We start from the raw sequence: 19,452 nt of genomic DNA on the forward strand, positions 1-19,452 counted from the left end.
AAAGGTTGGGGCTTCGGGATTTATAACCCCGATAGCCACAAAAAAAGTCGGCAGCATCTTTGCTACCGACTTCACTTAAAATCTCATAAAATCACAGCCTACTTCTCTTACTCGCCTACTATTGCCGTTATTTCTTCACCCACAGTTTTCTCGTTGCTGTAGTCGAGTCCTAAAAGAGTGGCTACGGTTTTGGCTACTTGGTTTTGGTAGAGCTGAACAGGTTCTTTCACTTCGCCCAGCGCCTCGGTATGTGGCCCTATAGCGGCTATCCATATAGCACCAGCACCTTCTATCTTCAAGCCGTGGCTTTTCCACTCTTTGCCCTTGCCTCTACCATGGTCTGTGGTAATAATAAAGGTTGTTTTACCAGCATATGCTTCTTGGCTCTGCGTCCAGTCCCACAGTTCTTTGATGAAGCCATCCGTACGGTGGGCAGCATGTAGGTAGGCATCGTATTTGCCATCATGCGCAAAATCATCAGTTTCCCCATAAGCTATGTAGAGGAGCTTGGGCTGCTTTTTCTTCAGGTATTCGAGGGCATAATTATGTGTAAAGGCATCGAGGCGAACAGCTGCCCAAGGGCTGGGTACTTGCGGCTGCAATTCGTTCAAGAACTTTTCCTTATCGCTCAATTTCCTGCCCGTTGCCAGTTCAAACCCTGCATTCACAGGTATCTTGCTCCTTTTCTCATTGATAATAAATGGGAACACATCCCACGAACCGAAAGCGGCAACCTTGCCTTTGTATGCTGGAGAGTTGTTAGCAAATTCCAACACCGTCTTGTTGGGGTTCTGGATTTTATCGTTGCTTTTGATGCGTTTGTCATCGGAAAACCCTGTAAGAATCTCATTGTAGCCCGGATAAGAGAACCACATTTGGTTTGATGCATCTACTTGGTTGTCATAAGCACGGTTTCCGTGGATCTGCCCTTTACTTGCCAAGGTGCTCCAAAAGAAAGGCATCAGTTTTTTTCTCCTTTCTAGCGGATCTTTATCCCAAAAAGCCTCTTTTAGGGCTTTTACATCATGCACATAGTCCTTTTTATCGATCAGGTCGGGGTCGACACCAGTAAAGAGTTCCTCCCAGCGCAACCCGTCGAGGGAGATCAGGATAACATTTTCAGTAGGTGCTTCATCTTGGGCAAATAGCCCGATGGAAAGCAAAAAAATAGGTAAGAGAATGGTAAGTTTTTTCATGTTTTCAATAACTATTGGTAGCAAGTTTCAGTCAACTCATTCAAATAAACGACTTATAAAAAGTACTTGAATGAAGCTGAAAAGGTATCGATAAAACCACGATCTATCAATCTTAACCCCTAAGATTAGGAATATGTTAAAACTCAAGTCTTCTTCCATTCATATATTCCTTGTATAAGTTGGATTCTTGGCAAGCTTTGGCATTGCCCTATAACAAACCTTTGCCTACCGCATTAAATTTGGTAAACTTGTATGCTCATAAGTGAGGCTAGAAGTTAGAAAAAAAAGTATTTGACTAAAGTAGCAAGTAGATTTATAAAGAACTATAAAACAGAACCCTTTTAACAAGCATTTAACCTACACTCAACCACTATGCTAACTTGCCAGAAAGAATTATTTGATTTACCTGAAGAAGTCACCTACCTCAATGCTTCTTATATGTCTCCCTTGCTCAAATCGGCAGCCGAAGAGGGTATTAAAGGCTTGAACAAGAAGCTAAGACCATTTGAGATTTACCCAAAAGACTTTTTTGAACATGCTGCATTGGTCAAGAAGGAGTTCGCCCAGCTCATCAATACTCCCGAGCCAGATAGAATCGCCCTGATCCCTGCGGTATCTTATGGAATGGCCGTTGTTGCCAATAACCTTCCTCTCAAAGAAGGTCAGAACATCGTAGTAGTTGGCGAGCAGTTCCCCAGCAATGTGTATCCATGGAGGGCACTAGCTTCTGACAAAGGAGCAAGCATACGAACTGTTTGTGCGCCAAGCTCAACCGAAAAAAGGGGGCTGCTATGGAACGAGCAATTGTTAGAAGCCATAGATGAGCAAACTGCGCTAGTTGCCATTGCTCCTTTGCACTGGGCAGATGGAACGCTGTTTGATTTGATGGCAATCCGCAAAAAAACAAAGGACGTTGGGGCATGGATGGCGATCGATGGCACCCAATCGGTTGGTGCATTGCCTATTGATGTCTCCGAACTGCAGCCAGAGGCTTTGGTCTGCTCGGGGTACAAATGGCTATTGGGTTCTTATGGCTCTGGGCTGGCTTACTTCAGCAAGATCTTGGATAACGGGAAACCCATTGAAGAAGGTTGGATTGGAAGGAAAGACAGCGAGAACTTTTCGGGCTTACTGAACTACAAAGATAACTATTTACCAGCTGCGAACCGCTACGAAATGGGTGGAAGAAGTAATTTCATTAGCCTACCCATCCAGCTTGAATCTCTTAGGCAACTCAACAAATGGGGAGTGGAAAATATACAGGCTTATTGCAAGGCTATTTCAGAAAAAGCCATAGAGCGGATGAAAAATGCAGGGCTGATTATAGAAAAAGATTGCCTCGCTTACCACCTCTTTGGTGTAAGGCTTCCCGAAGGGATGGATTTGGAAAAAGTGAAAGAAGCCCTACAAGAAAAACAGGTTTTTGTTTCGTACCGAGGGAATTCTATTCGGGTCTCTCCACACCTTTACAATACCGAAGAACAGCTGAAGCTCTTTGTGGATACAATCTTAAATAAGTCATAAAAAAACAGCCCCAATGCAAGTCATTGGGGCTGTTTTTCATTTTCTACCGCTAACTTATACCCATGGACCTGTGATGGCCACGGTTAGCCCAGCATGTTGGATATTTACAAAGAAAGTTTTTCCTGATGGAGAAAAACAACCGCCGGCAAACTCGGAAGAATAGCCTACGTTTTCGGCAAGCTTATAAAAACTCCCGTCAGGCTTCACTCCTACTATTCTCGGGTGCTCATCGTCCTCGCAAGTGACCACATCGCCCCAAGGAGCGACCGTAAGGTTGTCGCAGTTGTTGACAATATTCGTATTGTTAGGCTCTACAAAAAGCTCTAGCGTGCCCGGTTGATCATTTTCGCTTGTTGTACCTTCTTTGGGGCTTGGCGTGTACCTAAATATCTGCCCTTTCTCAATTTTGCCTCCATTGGTGCAGGCAAAATAAACCCCATCGTTTCCATACCACATCCCTTCTCCTCTGGCAAACCGTGCTGCACCATTTTCGAAGCCTCTTATTCTCAAATCATCTTTGGGGGAATCAATCTCGTCGATATCTAGCCATTCTACTGGCAGTTTTTCGCCAATTGGCATAGGATTATCCAACTTCAACCTCTTCCAGTTCCTCGTATCAAAACTTTTCTTTCCTTTCAAAGCTAATACCTGTAGCTTTCCTCCTTGTGCTAGTTCGCCCGGAACGTTTGGAATGTACCTGTAAATCAAGCCATCGTGCCTGTCTTCGGTTTGGTACACAATCCCCGAGTTGGGGTCTACCGAGATGGCTTCGTGGTTGAACCTGCCCATTTCCTTGAGGGGAATGGGCTGAGCCATGCCAGGTTTCATCAAAGCTGGTACTTCAAAATTATAGCCATGGTCTTTTTCCACATCTCCCCCGGCTTTTTCCACTGTTTCCTCACAAGTCACCCAACTACCCCAAGGGGTTTTCCCTCCAGCGCAGTTGCGGATCGTCCCGGCCAAGCTCAAGTACTCCTCTTCAACTTCTCCAGTTTCCTCATTGTAGATCACCGTAGTGGTTCCTCCTAGTCCTGGGGTAACCCCTGAGCCATATTCATAGATCATCGATTTTTCTAAGTTGGGAAGCAACTCGTAATCTTTTCCAAACGGACCGTTTTCTGCATCGTCGCGGCTCACCTCATGGTTTCTTACAATGATCACTCGCCCACCTTCTCCTTCAAAAGTCGCCATTCCATCTGGCTTGCCCGGTACTACAAACCCGTCTGACATGGGAGTTCCTGAGCGGGATATGATCTTATAAGAAAAGCCTTCTGGAAGCTTCAGTATTCCTTCTGGATCACGCTTAAGCTTTCCGTAACCAACTTGTATAGCGCCTTCAGCTACTTCTTGTCCCTTTGTGCCCGCTGAGCAAGCGAAGTTTTGCAAACCGATAAACCCAAGGCTCACGATCCCTGATGTTTTTAAAAATGTTCTTCTGGTGTTGTTGTTTTTCATTTGTGAATAGTTTTGAGAAGTTCACCTTTGACGAAAGCCAATAGGCAATACTTAAAATGAGGGAAAAAATTGAGGTAGTTCTATTGCTTATAAAGTACCAAATATAACCGCTTTGGTATTACACCAAAATGATGCGTATGTTTTCTTTTTGCGAATAGACTATATACAGCTTGTGGCAATAAAGGTATTTCTCAAAACTAATGACGGAAATAGTTTGGGATAAATACAAATACTTACAATGTTATCAAACAAAACAAAACACTTTCCATAGTGATAAAAACTCAATAAGGGAAGTTATCAGCGCATAAACCCTCCCTTTTTTTGGATGGATTATGCCAAAAAGAATAAGAAAATGAGTGGGAATACAGCTCCAGCAAGGGCCATCCACCAGCCACGTTTTTTAAAGCTAAACTTCCCAGAAGAAATGAACATTCCTGAAATTGCGATAAAAATCATGGCTACGCCAAAAATATCTGAGTACCAAATCCAAGCAGGGTTGGTGGTTTGGTGAAGGTCTGCCATTTCCGCCAAGCCATATCTCCTCCCAAAAAAATCGAGTTGCCCCTCCCCTGTTTCAAGGCTCACATCGGCCATCGCATCTTCAAAATAAATCTTCAGCCTGCCTTCTTGCACACGCACTCTACGGTATTCATTCCCAATCCCTATCTGCGGAATAAGCGATTTGGCCACTTCGTCATCGTATTCCTCTACACCCTGAGGAAGCTTGAGCGTAAGCGACTCTGAAGTCATGGTAAACTGCCTCGAATTAAAGGATCTCCTATGGTTCAATGCTATTCCTGATATGGAAAAAGCGAGAATAAGCCCTACAAATACATAAGCAATGTCTCTGTGGTAATTGCGGCAAAAAGTCTTGAATTTCTTACTCATTTTATTTAGACTGGTTAAAAACAAAAGGTCAAAGATAAGTTATCTTAAGTATTTAATGTGCTTGTGAGCCTATAGAAATATCGAAATTCCTGTGATTTTGGAAGAAAAGTGCTTTCTACAAAAATTGGTTGGGCAATTCGGAGGGGTGTGATAGAAACCCATTTGCCACCGAAGACGAGAAGTTTTTAATCTTTACAAGCGGCAGTGGAAGTATTGAAGAAAAGACTATTTTCAATATTACATCATTCCTTTTAAACCTTCCGAATTTAAAGTCAATAAAAAAGAGGGCTAGCGCCCTCTCGGTTTAGTTTAGTAGTTACATGCAGATTCAACAAATTATACTTTTAACGCCTACGTCTTTTATGAGTCTTACTTTTCTTTTGGTTTGGAATAATTCCTACTTGTAAGCCCGCAGCTCCAAATTGAGTTTTAACATTGTTGTAGGTTGAATGAGAGAATGTAAAAACAGGTCCGAATTTCATATTTTTCACCACAAAAAGAAAGTCAAACTTCCCCCCGGTTACTCCCCTTGTACTAAGCAAAGCACTTGCTCCTACTTCGGCATGAAACCTAAAGTCTCCTGGAATAATCACTCCGGCACCTATGGGCATATGAATCTGAAATTGACTTACTTCAGGCAATTCTGGAAAAGGTGTTTTCATATACATCAAGCCCAAAGTAATAAAATATCCTTTGTAGGCATATTCATCAACATCCCTTAATTCTGTTACAAAGCCCATTACTAAATCTCTTTTGGGTGCGGCTTCTTGGTAATTGTATTCCTCTGGAGCATCATAACTACTCCACCTAGTAGAATAATCCGCTACCTGAACAGAATTATTATACACATTTCTGTCAAAAGAAGACGAGAATGAACCTACAGATTCATTATTTAGCAATGCATTATCTCCCTCTAGTTGGAGAACTGCTTCGCTATGAATAGATGCATAATGGGCAAATACACTATAGGATGGTGTAAGTCTTTTGAAAAAACTTTTCTTACCCGAATTCCTCTTTTTCTTAAATGGAGATTTCTTCTTTGAATTATACGTGGTATTAATGCCAGCACTAGTTGGCATTTGAGAACGTGAGTTTTTTCTTGTACTGTTTGATTGAGCTACCCCTATACCTATAGTTAATAAAAATGAAATAATAAATAATGATATTCTTTTCATCATAAAATTTTGAATTGGTCAGATAACTATTTTTATAGTATGAGTTATAATCGATTTCCCTTGCTTTCGCTATAACGAGTCCTCATGACAATGATTACCTACGGCTCGTAGAAACTTGTTAATATATCTGTAGTACAGGTTTTTAATTCGATGAAATGGATATCATAAAGCACAAACCCCTCTGAAGCACATATCAGAGGGGTTTTACATAAGTAATTAATGATATAACTATCAGGGTTATACAATTCTAATTATTTCCCAAGCCTGTCTTGTTAGGGTAAGGAGGTTTTTGAGGTGTTTTAGGTGGATTTTTTTCCAATTCCTGCTTAATCACCTCTATAGCCTTGTCCAATTGAGGATCATCTCCTCTTCCCATCACATCTGCTGGGGCATCTACTTCATAGTCAGGGTCAACGCCGTAGCCCTCAACAGCCCATTTGCCATCCTCGGCAGTCCACATACCAAAGTTAGGGGAAGAGAGGAAGCCACCGTCAATCAATGGAGGAATTCCTGAGATACCCACAAGACCACCCCAAGTTCGCTTTCCTACCACAGGGCCTACACCCGCTTTTTTGAAGTAATAAGGGAAAGCATCTCCACCAGAGCCAGCCCATTCGTTGGCTATCATCACTTTTGGTCCGTTGTTGTTCACAAAAGGAGTTTGCCAATCTTTGTGGTCTCTCCTGCCCCAGTAGTTGTAAACAGGACGGTTGAGCAACTCGATGAACCTATCAGGAATCTGTCCTCCAGAATTGAAGCGTTCATCAATAATGAGAGCATCCTTATCGTACTGGCCTTGGAACATTCTTACCAGCTCGGTCTGCCCTTGTATTCCAGTATTTGGCACATAGATATACCCTACTTTCCCACCGGTCGCATCAGCCACTTTCTGGCGATTGTGCTCTATCCAAGCAAGATTTCTCAACCTCGATTCATTTGAAATGGTTTTCACCAACACATCTTTTGCACCGCTCGTGTTGGGCTCACTGTTCACTGTAAGCATCACAGTTTCATTTGCCAAACCTTGGAACGAAGCCCAAATATCTTTAGCAGCATCCACTGGGATAGTATTTACGGCTAAAACATAATCGCCTTCGCTAATGTCAACACCAGGCTGTGCCAAAGGAGATTTAACATCTATATCCCAAGGAGAGCCTTTATAGATTTTCGTGATTTTGTAAGCACCGTTTTCCAACGCAAAATCAGCCCCGAGCATTCCTACTCCTTTGAAAGAAGCATATTCAGCATCGCCCCCGCCTACATAGGCATGGCCAACGTTAAGCTCGCCAATCAGCTCACCTATGATGTAATTCACATCTTGACGAGAAGTTGCAAAAGGAAGCAATTTTTCGTAGCGGTCGCCCATCGCTTTCCAGTCAACGCCGTGCATATTTGAGGCGTAGAAAAAGTCTCGTTGATGCCTCCAAGCTTCCTTATAAATCTGAGCCCATTCTTCTTTTGGTTCAATCGTTGCCTTTAGTCCATTCAGGCTGATTTTGCCATCCCCAACTTTTTTGCCCTTTGCCACCTCTATTATTCCATAGCTTCCGCTAGCGTTGTAGATAACTTGCTTGGCATCTGCAGAAATATCGTAGTTATTAATTCCCGAAATTATCGTACCTTCTTCTTTTTCTTCCAAATCAAAAAAGCAAAGCTCGCCGTTAGGCTGACCATCTGCCCCTGCTCCCGCAGCGGGAAACTTTAGGTAAAGAACTTTGCCTTCTGAGGCAAAAACACTTCCCACATTTTTCACATCTACAGGCAAGACTGTTGAGCGATATTCAAAGCCATCAAAGTCTATGGCTACTTTCATTTCTTCGTCCTCTTCCTTTTCTTCTCCTTTTTTGTCTTTTCCTTTCTTACCTTTCCCTTCATCATCTTCTTTCTTTTTCTCTTTCACTTCTTCCATATCATTTTCTGGAGCTAAGATGGAAGGAGTGCTTTTTTGGAGCGTAGTAGCCACCAAAGCAGATCCGTTGGGGTAAATCCAAGTAGCATCGTAGTCGCTGTAAATGGGAGAAAAGTTACGAATAGAAACGTAGAACAAGTATTTTCCATCGGTACTGAAAACTGGGGAATTGTCATTGTAAAAACCACTGGTAAGGTCTTTTACCTGTTTACTTTCGCTGTCGTAAACCGCTATTTTATTTTTAATGGTATTTACACTTCTGGGAAAAACCAACCAACGGCTATCAGGCGACCATTTGAAATCAGTGATTACATTATAATCGTCTTTAAATACATTTTCCACAGCCTTGCTGGCTACATCTATTATTTTTATTTGCCCAGTTTTATCCGTAAAAGCAATCTTTTTGCTATCGGGCGACCACTCAGGGTGCATCAGGAACATCGAACCTTCTGTGGTTAATTGTTGCGCCTTTTCTTTTCCCTTCGAATCTTGGATATACAGCTCGTACTCACCTGTTTTGTCAGAGAAGTAGGCAATGTATTTGCCATCAGGCGACCATTTGGGATCGCGCTCGGCTACGCCCGAAGTGTTGGTCAAATTCAAGGTAACACCATCTTCTTTGGGCACGGTCAAAATTTCACCCCTTGCACCAAACAAAGCCCTTTTTCCAGTTGGTGAAACACAATAGGTAAACACTTGCCTACTCAAGTTTTTGGATTCTGTTCTGGTAGCCATCAGCTCCGAAGGAACTTGAATTTTCACTTCTGTGGTAGAATTGTCGCTCAGATTAAGCAAGAAAAGTTTTCCTCCATTTTCAAAAATAATCTCGCCATTTCCAATGTTCGGAAACTTCACATCAAACTCCTTGTAGTCGGTCACCTTGGCAAATTGCTTGATTTCCGTATCGTAGCTCCAGATGTTGAGCTTGGTCGTTTCCCTATCGCTCAGGAAATAAACTTTGTTGCCATCCCACATGGGCAAGGCATCGGTTCCCTTGTATGAAGTGATTTTTTCAGATTTCCCTGTACCAAAGTCATGGATCCATACATCGCTGGCCATACCACCTTGGTAGCGCTTCCACGTCCTTCCCAGCCTGTTGAGGTACTGGTACGCCAATTTGCTACCGTCGGCATTAAACGAACCAAGCTCTGCGTAAAACAATGGTAGCTTTTCGGGCAAACCACCTGCTATTGGCTGTTTGTAAAACTGGCTGAACCTCCCCGACGGGCTTTGCATTCTCGATGCTATCAACACCGATTTCCCATCAGGATACCAGCTCACCATGCGCTCGCCAGTTGGGTGGTGGGTGATCCGCTGAGCAAACCCGCCTTTGCTGGGGATGGTATAAATATCTGTGTTTCCATCGTAATTTCCACTAAAAGCGATGGTGCTGCCGTCAGGCGAAAACTGAGGGTTGGTCTCCATTCCTTTGGCAGAGGTTATTCTGCTCGCCAAACCGCCCGACTTGGGCACTACCCAAATATCTTCGGCATATACAAACGTGATTTGATTGTCGCTCACATCGGGAAAACGGAGCATCAACGCATCTGGCTGAGTGTTTTGCCCCAAAACTGATGTACTTAAAAGTGTGGCAAAAAATAGTAAAAATGAGTTCAGTGTGCTTATCTTCATTTGAGAAATAGTTAAGTTAAGATAAATGAAAAATCCATTGCGGCGTATGTAGTTGGAAGTTATATTGCTTATCAGAAGCTGACCGTAACAAGCAACTTCTTACTTGAAAGATCAAAACTTTGCCCTACAAGTCAAATTGAAGATGTTTGCATGCAGGAAATTGGATGATGGTCGGCAAATAGCTTATTTGAGCATTTCCATGAAATATATTATTGACTGGGGAAAATTAATGTCACTCAACGGTAACTTTTTACATAGCCAAAGCGTTTTAAAGGAAAGTGTTTGATAATGAGCAAGTAAAAATCTTGCAAAGAATTTTTGTATGCATGCATAATATATAAGTCTTGGTGAGTATATTTGTATAAGTTATTGAGGAAGAAAGGAATTTATTGTTCATAAAAAACATATAAAAAAATGGAAGAATTGCTGAAAAGAATACTTTATACAGGTGTTGGAATAGTATCCCTCACAGCTGAGAAACTACAAGAAGTAGTGGACGAATTGGTAAAGGACCAAAAGTTGAGCATCGACGAAGGCAAAAAAATAGTTGATGGCTTCGTGAAAGAAACAGATGGTAAAAAAGACGAATTTGAAGCTCAAGTAAAAGGCATCACTGAAAAAGTGATTAAGACATTCAGCTTTGCCACTGGGCAACAAGTAGAAGAATTGACTGCGAGAATAGAAGCGTTGGAAGCAAAACACAAACCAACCAAAACTACTCGCTCCTCTAAAAAAGAAGAGGAATTAACAGCTTAGTTTTTTTAGTTTATTTTGATAGCGTCTCTGAGTTTGGCGTAAGCCAATTATTCTTTTGCTAAAATTGATTTTATACAAGAATTGCCGAACCATATGGTTCGGCATTTTCTTTTTACAGCCTCCTTATTTCTCTCCCTCTATTTTGCTCCTTCCTTTTGGTTTTTCAAAAAAAAACTAACTTGCGAATTGACATACAACCTCATAATAAAACAAATGAAGATGAAAAGAATGTACCAATTACTATGGGCAATGGGTTTATTCCTGTTAAGCCTTACTAGCTGTAAAAATGAAAATATGGAAAAAGTAACTATCAATGAGGTGGATGGGCTAGCCGTCACTTGGGAACTGATTGGGAATATGACCGGTGGGGGAAAAGAAGACAGCTATTCATGTGCCTTCACACTCTTCAACAACACTAGCAAAACCCTCGCCTCGGACTGGACAATGTATTTCAACGACCTGCCCCGAAAATTTTTCCAAGACAGCACTGCAGCCCTCCAAGTCCAGCATATCAATGGAGATTTTTTCAAACTAAGCCCCTCCAGCACCTTTACCGACCTCCAACCCGGCGATTCCATTAGGGTTGAGATGAAAGGGCAATTTTGGGCGATAAAAGAATCGGATGCGCCTTGTGGGTTATATTTTGTATTTGAGATAGGAGAAGGAAAAGAATCAAAACCAAGTGCCGTCGTTGCCAATTTCACTGTAAAACCGTTTGACAGACCCGAGCAATACACCCGCTCTACATCCGACAAATATCCCCACCCCGACGCCAACTACCTCTTTGCCCAATACAAAGACCTTGAAAAGCTTCCGCTCAAGCAGAAAGATATTATTCCGAATGTAAAAAAAACTAAAAACAGCGAAGGGCAATTCGAGATCACAACCGAAACCATCATCCTATTCGAAAGGGAGCTGGAAAGCGAGTCTGAATTTTTGGCTGAGAAAGTAAAAGAAACTATTGGGTTGACGCTGGAAGCGCTTCAAGAAAGCAGTTCAGAGCTTAATTCTATTTCACTGTCAATCAATTCATCCCTCTCAGAAGAAGGCTATGAGCTGAAGGTAAGCCCAAGCGGCGTTTCCATAGAAGGCGGAAGTGCCGCAGGCGTTTTCTACGGAATACAGACCTTGGTTGCCATGCTACCAATAGAAGGGAAAGCGCCGCTAGAAAGCGTTGAACTAAATGACTTTCCCGACCTGAAATACAGAGGTTTACACCTCGATGTTTCAAGGAATTTCCATAGCAAAGAAAGCATACTCAAACTGCTCGACCTTATGGCGAGCTACAAGCTCAATAAGTTCCATTTCCACCTCACCGATGACGAAGGATGGCGACTGGAAATCCCGGGCTTGCCCGAGCTAACCGAGGTTGGTGCTTTCCGAGGCCATACCCAAGACGAACTTGAAAACTTATACCCTTCCTACGGTTCAGGCCCTTCTACCGAAAACACGGTTGGAAGTGGATTTTATTCGAAAGAAGAGTTTATCGAAATCTTGAACTTTGCCAAAGTAAGACACATTGAGGTCATTCCAGAAATAGACTTGCCCGGCCATGCACGTGCAGCAATAGTTGCCATGAATGTCCGCTACAAAAAACTAATGGCGGAAGGCAAACAAGCCGAAGCAGAAGAATTTTTGTTGCACGATCCCCAGGACAAATCAGTCTACGCCTCTGTCCAAAACTATACAGACAACGTAGTATGTGTTTGTCAACCCTCGCTTTATACTTTCCTAGAAAAAGTAGTTGCAGAAATAGATGAGATGTACGATGCTGCTGATTTGGAACTCAAAACCTTGCACACCGGAGGCGATGAAGTTCCCAAAGGCGTTTGGACAGCTTCACCCATCTGCGAAGACCTGAAAAAAGAAAATACTGACCTAAAAACTCCCCACGATTTGGGAAGTTATTTCCTAGAAAATTTCCACCAAATTCTTCACACTAGAGGCATCACCACAGCAGGCTGGGAAGAAATAGCTATGAAAGACCACACCACACCCAATCCTGAGTTCGCAAACAGCAACTTCCTGCCGTTTGTATGGAATACCGTAACTGGCTGGGGAGGCGAACAAACCCCTTACAAACTGGCTAACGAAGGCTATAAAGTTGTGCTCTGCAATGCGCCAAACTTGTATTTTGACATGGCTTATAGCAAACATTCCCAAGAACCCGGCTACTACTGGGCAGGATTTGTTGGAGAAAAAGAAGTCTTTGACCTTCGACCTTTCGATATATACGAATCGTTGGAAATGGGCATGAACGGAGAAAAACTTAGCCCCAGCGAAGACCAAACAAAATTGGAGAAAAAGGAAAACATCATTGGGGTGCAGGGACAGCTCTGGAGCGAAACGGTAAAGGGACAAGACATGTTGGAATACTATATTTTCCCCAAGCTGCTTAGCCTTGCCGAAAGGGCTTGGAATGCCGAGCCTACCTGGATGAAATCTGGAAAACCCGGTGCTTACAAAACAGCTTGGAATTCGTTTAAAAATGTGGTGGGGCAAAAAGAACTCCCGCGCTTAGGCAAGCAGGACGTAGCCTACCGAGTACCCCCTCCCGGGGCTAAAGTGATAGAAGGCAAGCTCGCCATCAACACGCTCTACCCCAACTTGGTGGTTAGGTACACCACCGATGGCTCAGAACCTAATGCAGACTCCCCCCTAGCTAGTGAAAGCTTGACTCCTAATAGCAACATTAAGCTAAGGGCTTTTGACCAATTAGGCAGAGGAAGCAGGACGGTGGTGATGGAGTAGAGTTTTCTTAAAAAGCTTTTATAAGATTAGAAAAGCCGGCTTAGAGAACGATATCCTCTCGCTCGGCTCTGTCGAGTGAGGAATATCTATCGGGCGTCCACGCCCAAGGTAGCCAGAGACTACAACAATACTTACCACTCCATGCTAAAGCTTGACAAGCTCTAGAGCCGAGAGGTAGGTGTACGATACAAACTCAACGATTATTTTTCATATGGAACACATCAAAAGATTAAGCCTAGTATTTTTCATTTTTATGCTGAGTTTACAGCTAACAGGTTGTAACCTTCGTCAAAAATTTCAGCAAAAAATTTGTGAAAGCGAAGTTGAAAGGCTTTCAAAAGAGAGCATTTATGGTACATTAGTAAAAAAGTACGAGGATTTGCAAAGTCATGGTATTGAGACCATACAGATTCGTCAAGAAGGCCATCTTTATGAGGTCAATTTTGCATCTCTATACCACGTACACCAGCTCTGGGATCACCTAGAAGTGGGCGACAGCCTTGTTAAAGAAAATGGCTCTGCAACGTACAAGGTGTACCGTGACGGGTACAAATCGTTCGAGGTTACTTTGGAATGCCCGAAAATGCCAGATGGGGAGTAACCTTGTATCCTAACTCTCTGTAAGACACAGGTGTAAGCTGAAACAGCGACACATAAGACATCCTAAACCCAAAAATGCCGTTGCTTAAAGCAACGGCATTTTTGGGTTTTCATCAGCACATCGGCACATTAACCAATTAGCAAATCATTACATCTTCTCAGGGACATCTACGCCTAGGAGGAACATGCCTTTGGCTATTATGCTTGAAACCTGCTCGGAAAGCAATACTCGCAACGATTTCTTTGCCACGTCCTCTTCGCCAAAGATAGAAAGCTCAGCATAGAATCGGCTGTAGGTTTTTGCCAAGTCATACACATAGTTGGCTACTACCGAAGGGGCATAATGCTCTCCAGCTTCCGCTACTTTTTGAGGATAATTGGTGATCATTGAAATTACCTCCGACTCCAACGGGTGCAACTCGGTGAGCTGAGCCGTGTCCAGTTCTTTGTAGTCTATTCCATCCAGCTCCGCTTTGCGGATAATCGCACGAATCTTTGCATGGGTGTATTGGATATAAACACCTGTGTTGCCTTGGAAATCAATCGATTCTTCTGGGTTGAAAAGCATGCGCTTCTTCGGATCGACTTTCAGCAAATAATATTTCAACGCACCTAAGGCTAGCATACTGTACAGTTTCTGTGCTTCCTCACTTGAGAAATCATCTATTTTGCCCAACACTTCGGTACGCTCTTTCGCTGTAGCGGTCATATCTGCTATCAGATCGTCTGCATCAACCACCGTTCCCTCACGAGATTTCATCTTGCCCGATGGCAAATCGACCATGCCGTAGGAAAGATGGAAAATTCCATCGGCATAGCTCCTGCCAAGCTTTTGCATGATAAGCTTCAATACTTTGAAGTGGTAATCTTGCTCATTGCCCACCACGTAGACCGACTGCTGCATGGGAAAATCCTTAAACTTCAAATCGGCCGTTCCCATATCTTGGGTCATGTATACCGAAGTACCATCCGAACGGAGCAACAACTTTTCGTCCAAGCCATCAGGAGTCAGGTCTACCCAAACAGAACCGTCATCCCTACGGTAGAAAACACCTTTTCCCAACCCTTCTTCCACTACTTCTTTCCCCAACAAATAGGTTTCAGATTCTTGGTAAATCTTGTCGAAGCTCACGCCCATAGCTGTGTAAGTAGCATTGAAGCCATCGTACACCCAACCGTTCATTTTCTTCCAAAGCGCAACAGTTTCGGTATCTCCTTCTTCCCATTTTCGCAACATTTCCTTTGCTTCCAGCATCAAAGGAGCTTCCTTTTCAGCCCGGTCTTTCAACGCTTTTTCCTCTGCTTCTGCATTCTCTGCTTTCAGCTTTTCAAGCAGCTCGCTTATTTCCTTTTTATATTCTTGGTCGTACTTTACATAGTAATTCCCAACCAGCTTATCTCCCTTCAGGTCAGCAGTTGGCGTTTCCCCATTCCCAAATTTTTGGTAAGCCAACATCGACTTACAGATGTGGATGCCACGGTCGTTCACTAAGTTGGTTTTGAGCACATCGTAACCGCAGGCTTCCATGATTCGGGCTACAGAAAAGCCTAGAAAGTTATTTCGCAAGTGCCCTAAGTGCAAGGGTTTGTTGGTGTTGGGAGAAGAATATTCCACCATCACTTTTTCCCCTTTGCTAGGCAGCTTACCAAAATCAGTATCACTTGAAATTTTCTTCAACTCACCTGCCCAAAAAGCATCGGCTATCACGAAGTTTAAGAATCCTTTCACCACATTGAACCCTGTTACCACAGAAACTTTTTCCTGCAAAAATTGCCCAATCAGTTCGCCTGTTTCCTCAGGTTTTTTCTTCGAGATTTTTAAAAATGGGAAAGTCACGAAGGTATATGTACCTTCAAAATCTTTTCTGGTAGGCTGTAGGGCAACTTTCCCTTCTTCCAATTTTTCTCCAAATACCTCTTCAAACGCTGCGTAAATCCCTTCGCAAATCTGCTTTTCTACTACCGAAGCCATGATATATATCTTATATGTTGAGTTCTAAAGATTTTCAATTCCGAATTCAAGGAGGGCAAAATTAGAATTTTTTTAACAAAATAAGGGCTTGCGTCATTCGGGCTTTATGCTTAACTTGTTTTTAATTGATAGAGGCTGAGGTTTTCAACTCACAAAACAAGGCAGCTAGAGTTTGAGAACAGCGCAACATATGGTATTTTTTTTAAACTTCAACAAACCCGAACATGAAACTTGGAACTCTAACAATGAAGGCTGAAAGTATAGACAAAGGACTTATAGCAATAATTGAGAAGAAAAACTTTCTCAATCAGCTAGGTTATGACGATGAAACCTACGACCAAGTAGAAGATGAGCTGCACGACCTAGAAGATGAATTTGTAGAAGATTATGGGTATGAATTGGAAAAGGTGCTCAAAGAAGTTCATGATGAATTTTGCCCCGACACAGATTTGCTTTCCCCCTTGAGCTACATTGCCCAAGAGTACAGGCATGTTGGGCAAAATGAAATTGGACCAACCTTCGATGTGTCCCACGATCAAGGGGTTTTTGTAGAAGTCGATAACTACGAGCAAAAGCCTACCAAGTTGGTGATCTTGCCCAATCCTCTCCGCATTATCCTCAACATAGATCAATCTACCCGAAGGAAACTTTGGTCGGTAAATGATTAGCTTACCGATAAGAAAATCACCTCTACTATACTTACTTTACTTTGCCATTCGGAAGCTTCTGAAGGGTATTTTTTATTCGTATGACGATATTGATATTGTAATGAACATTTGGGACTAATAAGGGCAAGCCTATTTTATAAGGCATGAAACAAGTTCCGCGCCTTATTGGAAAACTTTCACCCCACATATAGACCTATCATTGAAAATACCTGCCCAAATCCAGCTTCATTGTTTTTATACCCTTCCGCATATTTATTATATTCGCAAAATCCAAAACCAGCTTTGGATTGTTAAAAATACAGATAAGGTGAAACTAAACATAAACCCAATGAAGATACCAGCAAGCTTGGGCAAAGCATTGTCCCTCGTTATTTTGGCTCAACTATCCCTTTTGGCTTCGGTCTTTGCGCAAGCAGGGCCTGAGCGCTCCAAAAGTGCTTCGGAGATAAAGCAAGCCCTGCAAAAGATGCAGGTAGTAGGCACGGTGCTCTACGTAGCCGCCCATCCCGATGACGAAAATACCAGAATGATCACCTATATGGCCAACGATGTGGGCGTGGAAACAGCTTATCTTTCCCTCACCCGTGGCGACGGCGGGCAGAACCTGATAGGCAAGGAAGTCCGCGAGCAAATGGGCTTGATCCGTACGCAAGAGCTCCTTGCCGCAAGGCGTACCGATGGTGGACAGCAGTTTTTCTCCCGAGCCAATGACTTTGGTTACTCAAAGCACCCGACAGAGACCCTGAACATCTGGGACAAGGAGCAAGTACTTGGCGACGCGGTTTGGGTAATCCGAAAGTTCCGCCCCGATGTAATCATCACCCGCTTCTCTCCAGGTAGAGATGGGAAAACCCACGGACATCACACTACTTCTGCCAAGATCGCCTTAGAAGCGTTCTCGGCAGCAGCCGACCCAACTCGCTATCCTGAGCAACTGAAGTACGTAGAACCGTGGCAAGCCAAAAGAATTGTATGGAACACATCTTCTTGGTTTTTCCGTAGCCAAAAGAATCCTGATATGTCCAAGTATTTACAAGTGGATGTAGGAACATTCAACCCATTGCTAGGGAAATCGCACGGGGAAATCGCCGCAGCCAGCCGAAGTATGCACAAAAGCCAAGGCTTTGGTGCTGCCATGCAACGAGGCATGGAAATAGAATATCTAGAGCACTTAGCAGGGGACAGCGCAACCACGGATTTGTTTGAAGAAATAGATTTGACGTGGGCACGCATAAAAGGAAGTGACAAGGTGAGTAAAACCTTGAAAGCTGCGCTTACAGACTTTGACATGGAGAAGCCTCATGAAAGCATTCCCCAATTATTGGAAGCCTTGGCAGAACTCAAAAAGCTTCCTCAGGAAAATCATTATGTGAAAATAAAAATCCAGCAATTGGAATCCCTTATTGTCCAGTGCGCAGGGATTTGGGGTGAGGCGAGCAGCCCTGTTTTTAGCGTAACCCCTGGGGATAGTTTGAAAATTGATACAAGGATTATCAAGCGTAGCCCTTACAATGTAAAGATTAAGCAAATTGTTTATGGAATTGGGGAAAAGGTAAGTGCCATCAACCTTGAGGAAAATAAAATGGCGAGTTCGGAAGAGACTTTCCTTTTGCCAAAAGGGACTCCACTATCTCAGCCTTACTGGATAAAAGAAACACCTACCTTGGGGATGTTCGTGGTGAATGATCAGACGCTTATTGGTAAGCCAGAAAACGACCCGTCCTTATCTGTTGCCTTCCAGCTTCAGTTTGAAGGGGAATATCCTGCAACCATCTCTCTCAATACACCGCTGATGTACCGCTGGGTAGATCCTGTTGACGGTGAGCGTTACCGCCCATTGGCCATTACTCCACCGGTAACCGCAAATATTGAAGAGCAAGTGTACATCTATGCAGACAAAACAAATAAGAAGATCAATGTGCTGCTGAAATCCCACACAGCTGGGGCAAAAGGCGACTTGGTGCTTGAGCTACCAGAAGGTTGGGGCGTTTCTCCAGAGAAAAAGGCATTTGAACTGGCAGAAAAAGGTGATGAGCTCAACGTTACCTTCAAAATCACTCCGCCAGAAGGGCAATTTGTAGGGAAGGCAAAAGCAGTAGTGAAGATGGGGGGAGAAAGTTATAATTACTCTCTCAAAGTAATTGATTACGCACACATTCCTATCCAAACAATTTTCCCTCCTGCCGAGGCAAAGCTTGCCAAGCTGGATATTCAAACCACCAACAAGCGGATAGGCTACATTATGGGTGCTGGCGATGCCGTTCCCGAAGCTTTGCAGCAAATTGGCTACTCGGTTGACCTACTCAGCGATACCGAGATGTCCCCAGAAAATCTTAGGCAATACGATGCCATCATCGTTGGCGTAAGAGCCTACAACACAAATCCTCGTCTCAAGTATCACCAAGATATGTTGATGGATTTTGTGGAAAAAGGCGGAAACATGATCGTCCAGTACAACACTTCCCACCGATTGGTAACGGAGGACGTTGGGCCATATCCAATCACACTCTCTAGGGACAGGGTTACTGTAGAAGAAGCTCCTGTAAAGTTCTTGAAGCCAAGCCACGAGGTGCTTAGCTATCCAAATACAATTACAGAAGCCGATTTCAACGGATGGGTACAGGAACGGGGCTTGTACTTCCCCAACAAATGGGATGAAAAGTATGAGGCTATCTTAGAAATGAACGATCCTGGGGAAGATGCAAGGCAAGGCAGCTTGCTAGTCACCAAATATGGTGAAGGAAACTATATTTACACTGGACTATCCTTCTTTAGAGAGCTTCCTGCGGGTGTGCCGGGTGCTTACCGTTTGCTTTCTAACCTCATAGAATATGGCAAAAAGCCTCCTTTGAAAGTAGAAAAACCAAGATAGGTTTATCTATAAAAAGAAATTGGTCGTTATGGAAAAGGGTGTAGCAAAAGCTGC

General features: G+C 43.2%; 12 protein-coding genes. 6 read left to right on the forward strand and 6 right to left on the reverse strand.

The genetic code is table 11. The features are described from left to right. Window positions 1-107: 107 nt before the first annotated feature. Window positions 108-1,196: a phosphoglyceromutase gene (locus tag R9C00_13810; GenBank protein ID WPO38531.1), complete on the reverse strand. Its 1,089-nt coding sequence runs from the start codon at window positions 1,194-1,196 to the stop codon at window positions 108-110. Window positions 1,197-1,568: 372 nt separating this feature from the next. Here R9C00_13810 and R9C00_13815 point away from each other — a divergent pair, with 372 nt between their 5' ends. Next, on the forward strand, window positions 1,569-2,720 hold the full coding sequence (locus R9C00_13815) for an aminotransferase class V-fold PLP-dependent enzyme (protein WPO38532.1): 1,152 nt from the start codon (window positions 1,569-1,571) through the stop codon (window positions 2,718-2,720). 54 nt (window positions 2,721-2,774) lie between these two features. Here R9C00_13815 and R9C00_13820 read toward each other — a convergent pair whose 3' ends face one another. From R9C00_13820 to R9C00_13835, 4 genes are all read right to left on the reverse strand, one after another. Continuing rightward, window positions 2,775-4,175: a DUF839 domain-containing protein gene (locus tag R9C00_13820; protein ID WPO38533.1), complete on the reverse strand. Its 1,401-nt coding sequence runs from the start codon at window positions 4,173-4,175 to the stop codon at window positions 2,775-2,777. Between the two features lie 330 nt (window positions 4,176-4,505). After that, the gene (locus R9C00_13825; GenBank protein ID WPO38534.1) at window positions 4,506-5,063 is read right to left on the reverse strand and encodes a PepSY-associated TM helix domain-containing protein; all 558 of its coding nucleotides are present in this window, start codon (window positions 5,061-5,063) and stop codon (window positions 4,506-4,508) included. A 344-nt stretch (window positions 5,064-5,407) separates the two neighbouring features. Beyond that, entirely contained in the window at window positions 5,408-6,142 is a 735-nt protein-coding gene (locus R9C00_13830) for a hypothetical protein (protein ID WPO38535.1), read from the reverse strand. Window positions 6,143-6,485: 343 nt separating this feature from the next. Then, entirely contained in the window at window positions 6,486-9,779 is a 3,294-nt protein-coding gene (locus R9C00_13835) for a PDZ domain-containing protein (GenBank protein WPO38536.1), read from the reverse strand. A gap of 414 nt (window positions 9,780-10,193) precedes the next feature. Here R9C00_13835 and R9C00_13840 point away from each other — a divergent pair, with 414 nt between their 5' ends. The 3 genes from R9C00_13840 (at window position 10,194) to R9C00_13850 (ending at window position 13,887) form a co-directional block, all read left to right on the forward strand. Continuing rightward, window positions 10,194-10,535 carry a hypothetical protein gene (locus tag R9C00_13840; GenBank protein ID WPO38537.1) on the forward strand — a complete coding sequence of 114 codons (342 nt, stop codon included), beginning with the start codon at window positions 10,194-10,196 and terminating at the stop codon, window positions 10,533-10,535. A 213-nt stretch (window positions 10,536-10,748) separates the two neighbouring features. After that, window positions 10,749-13,286, forward strand: a complete 2,538-nt coding sequence (locus tag R9C00_13845) for a family 20 glycosylhydrolase (protein ID WPO38538.1) — start codon at window positions 10,749-10,751, stop codon at window positions 13,284-13,286. Between the two features lie 211 nt (window positions 13,287-13,497). After that, on the forward strand, window positions 13,498-13,887 hold the full coding sequence (locus R9C00_13850; protein ID WPO38539.1) for a hypothetical protein: 390 nt from the start codon (window positions 13,498-13,500) through the stop codon (window positions 13,885-13,887). A 147-nt stretch (window positions 13,888-14,034) separates the two neighbouring features. Here the strand turns inward: R9C00_13850 and argS are convergent, their stop codons facing one another. Further along, window positions 14,035-15,858, reverse strand: coding sequence for an arginine--tRNA ligase (gene argS, locus R9C00_13855; protein ID WPO38540.1), 1,824 nt, complete (start codon window positions 15,856-15,858; stop codon window positions 14,035-14,037). 224 nt (window positions 15,859-16,082) lie between these two features. Here argS and R9C00_13860 point away from each other — a divergent pair, with 224 nt between their 5' ends. Together R9C00_13860 and R9C00_13865 are read left to right on the forward strand one after the other, a co-directional pair. Further along, complete coding sequence (locus R9C00_13860; protein WPO38541.1) at window positions 16,083-16,526, forward strand: hypothetical protein; 444 nt, start codon at window positions 16,083-16,085, stop codon at window positions 16,524-16,526. Between the two features lie 328 nt (window positions 16,527-16,854). Then, entirely contained in the window at window positions 16,855-19,398 is a 2,544-nt protein-coding gene (locus tag R9C00_13865) for a PIG-L family deacetylase (GenBank protein WPO38542.1), read from the forward strand. The last annotated feature ends 54 nt before the right edge of the window (window positions 19,399-19,452 follow it).

This window comes from Flammeovirgaceae bacterium SG7u.111, from assembly GCA_034044135.1.
In the GTDB taxonomy this organism is placed as follows: domain Bacteria; phylum Bacteroidota; class Bacteroidia; order Cytophagales; family Flammeovirgaceae.

What these genes read in the sequence shown, in the direction of transcription:
- R9C00_13810 (WPO38531.1), bottom strand. Translation starts at nt 1,196, where the DNA reads ATGAAAAAACTTACCATTCTCTTACCTATTTTTTTGCTTTCCATCGGG.
- R9C00_13815 (WPO38532.1), top strand. Translation starts at nt 1,569, where the DNA reads ATGCTAACTTGCCAGAAAGAATTATTTGATTTACCTGAAGAAGTCACC.
- R9C00_13820 (WPO38533.1), bottom strand. Translation starts at nt 4,175, where the DNA reads ATGAAAAACAACAACACCAGAAGAACATTTTTAAAAACATCAGGGATC.
- R9C00_13825 (WPO38534.1), bottom strand. Translation starts at nt 5,063, where the DNA reads ATGAGTAAGAAATTCAAGACTTTTTGCCGCAATTACCACAGAGACATT.
- R9C00_13830 (WPO38535.1), bottom strand. Translation starts at nt 6,142, where the DNA reads ATGCCAACTAGTGCTGGCATTAATACCACGTATAATTCAAAGAAGAAA.
- R9C00_13835 (WPO38536.1), bottom strand. Translation starts at nt 9,779, where the DNA reads ATGAAGATAAGCACACTGAACTCATTTTTACTATTTTTTGCCACACTT.
- R9C00_13840 (WPO38537.1), top strand. Translation starts at nt 10,194, where the DNA reads ATGGAAGAATTGCTGAAAAGAATACTTTATACAGGTGTTGGAATAGTA.
- R9C00_13845 (WPO38538.1), top strand. Translation starts at nt 10,749, where the DNA reads ATGAAGATGAAAAGAATGTACCAATTACTATGGGCAATGGGTTTATTC.
- R9C00_13850 (WPO38539.1), top strand. Translation starts at nt 13,498, where the DNA reads ATGGAACACATCAAAAGATTAAGCCTAGTATTTTTCATTTTTATGCTG.
- argS (WPO38540.1), bottom strand. Translation starts at nt 15,858, where the DNA reads ATGGCTTCGGTAGTAGAAAAGCAGATTTGCGAAGGGATTTACGCAGCG.
- R9C00_13860 (WPO38541.1), top strand. Translation starts at nt 16,083, where the DNA reads ATGAAACTTGGAACTCTAACAATGAAGGCTGAAAGTATAGACAAAGGA.
- R9C00_13865 (WPO38542.1), top strand. Translation starts at nt 16,855, where the DNA reads ATGAAGATACCAGCAAGCTTGGGCAAAGCATTGTCCCTCGTTATTTTG.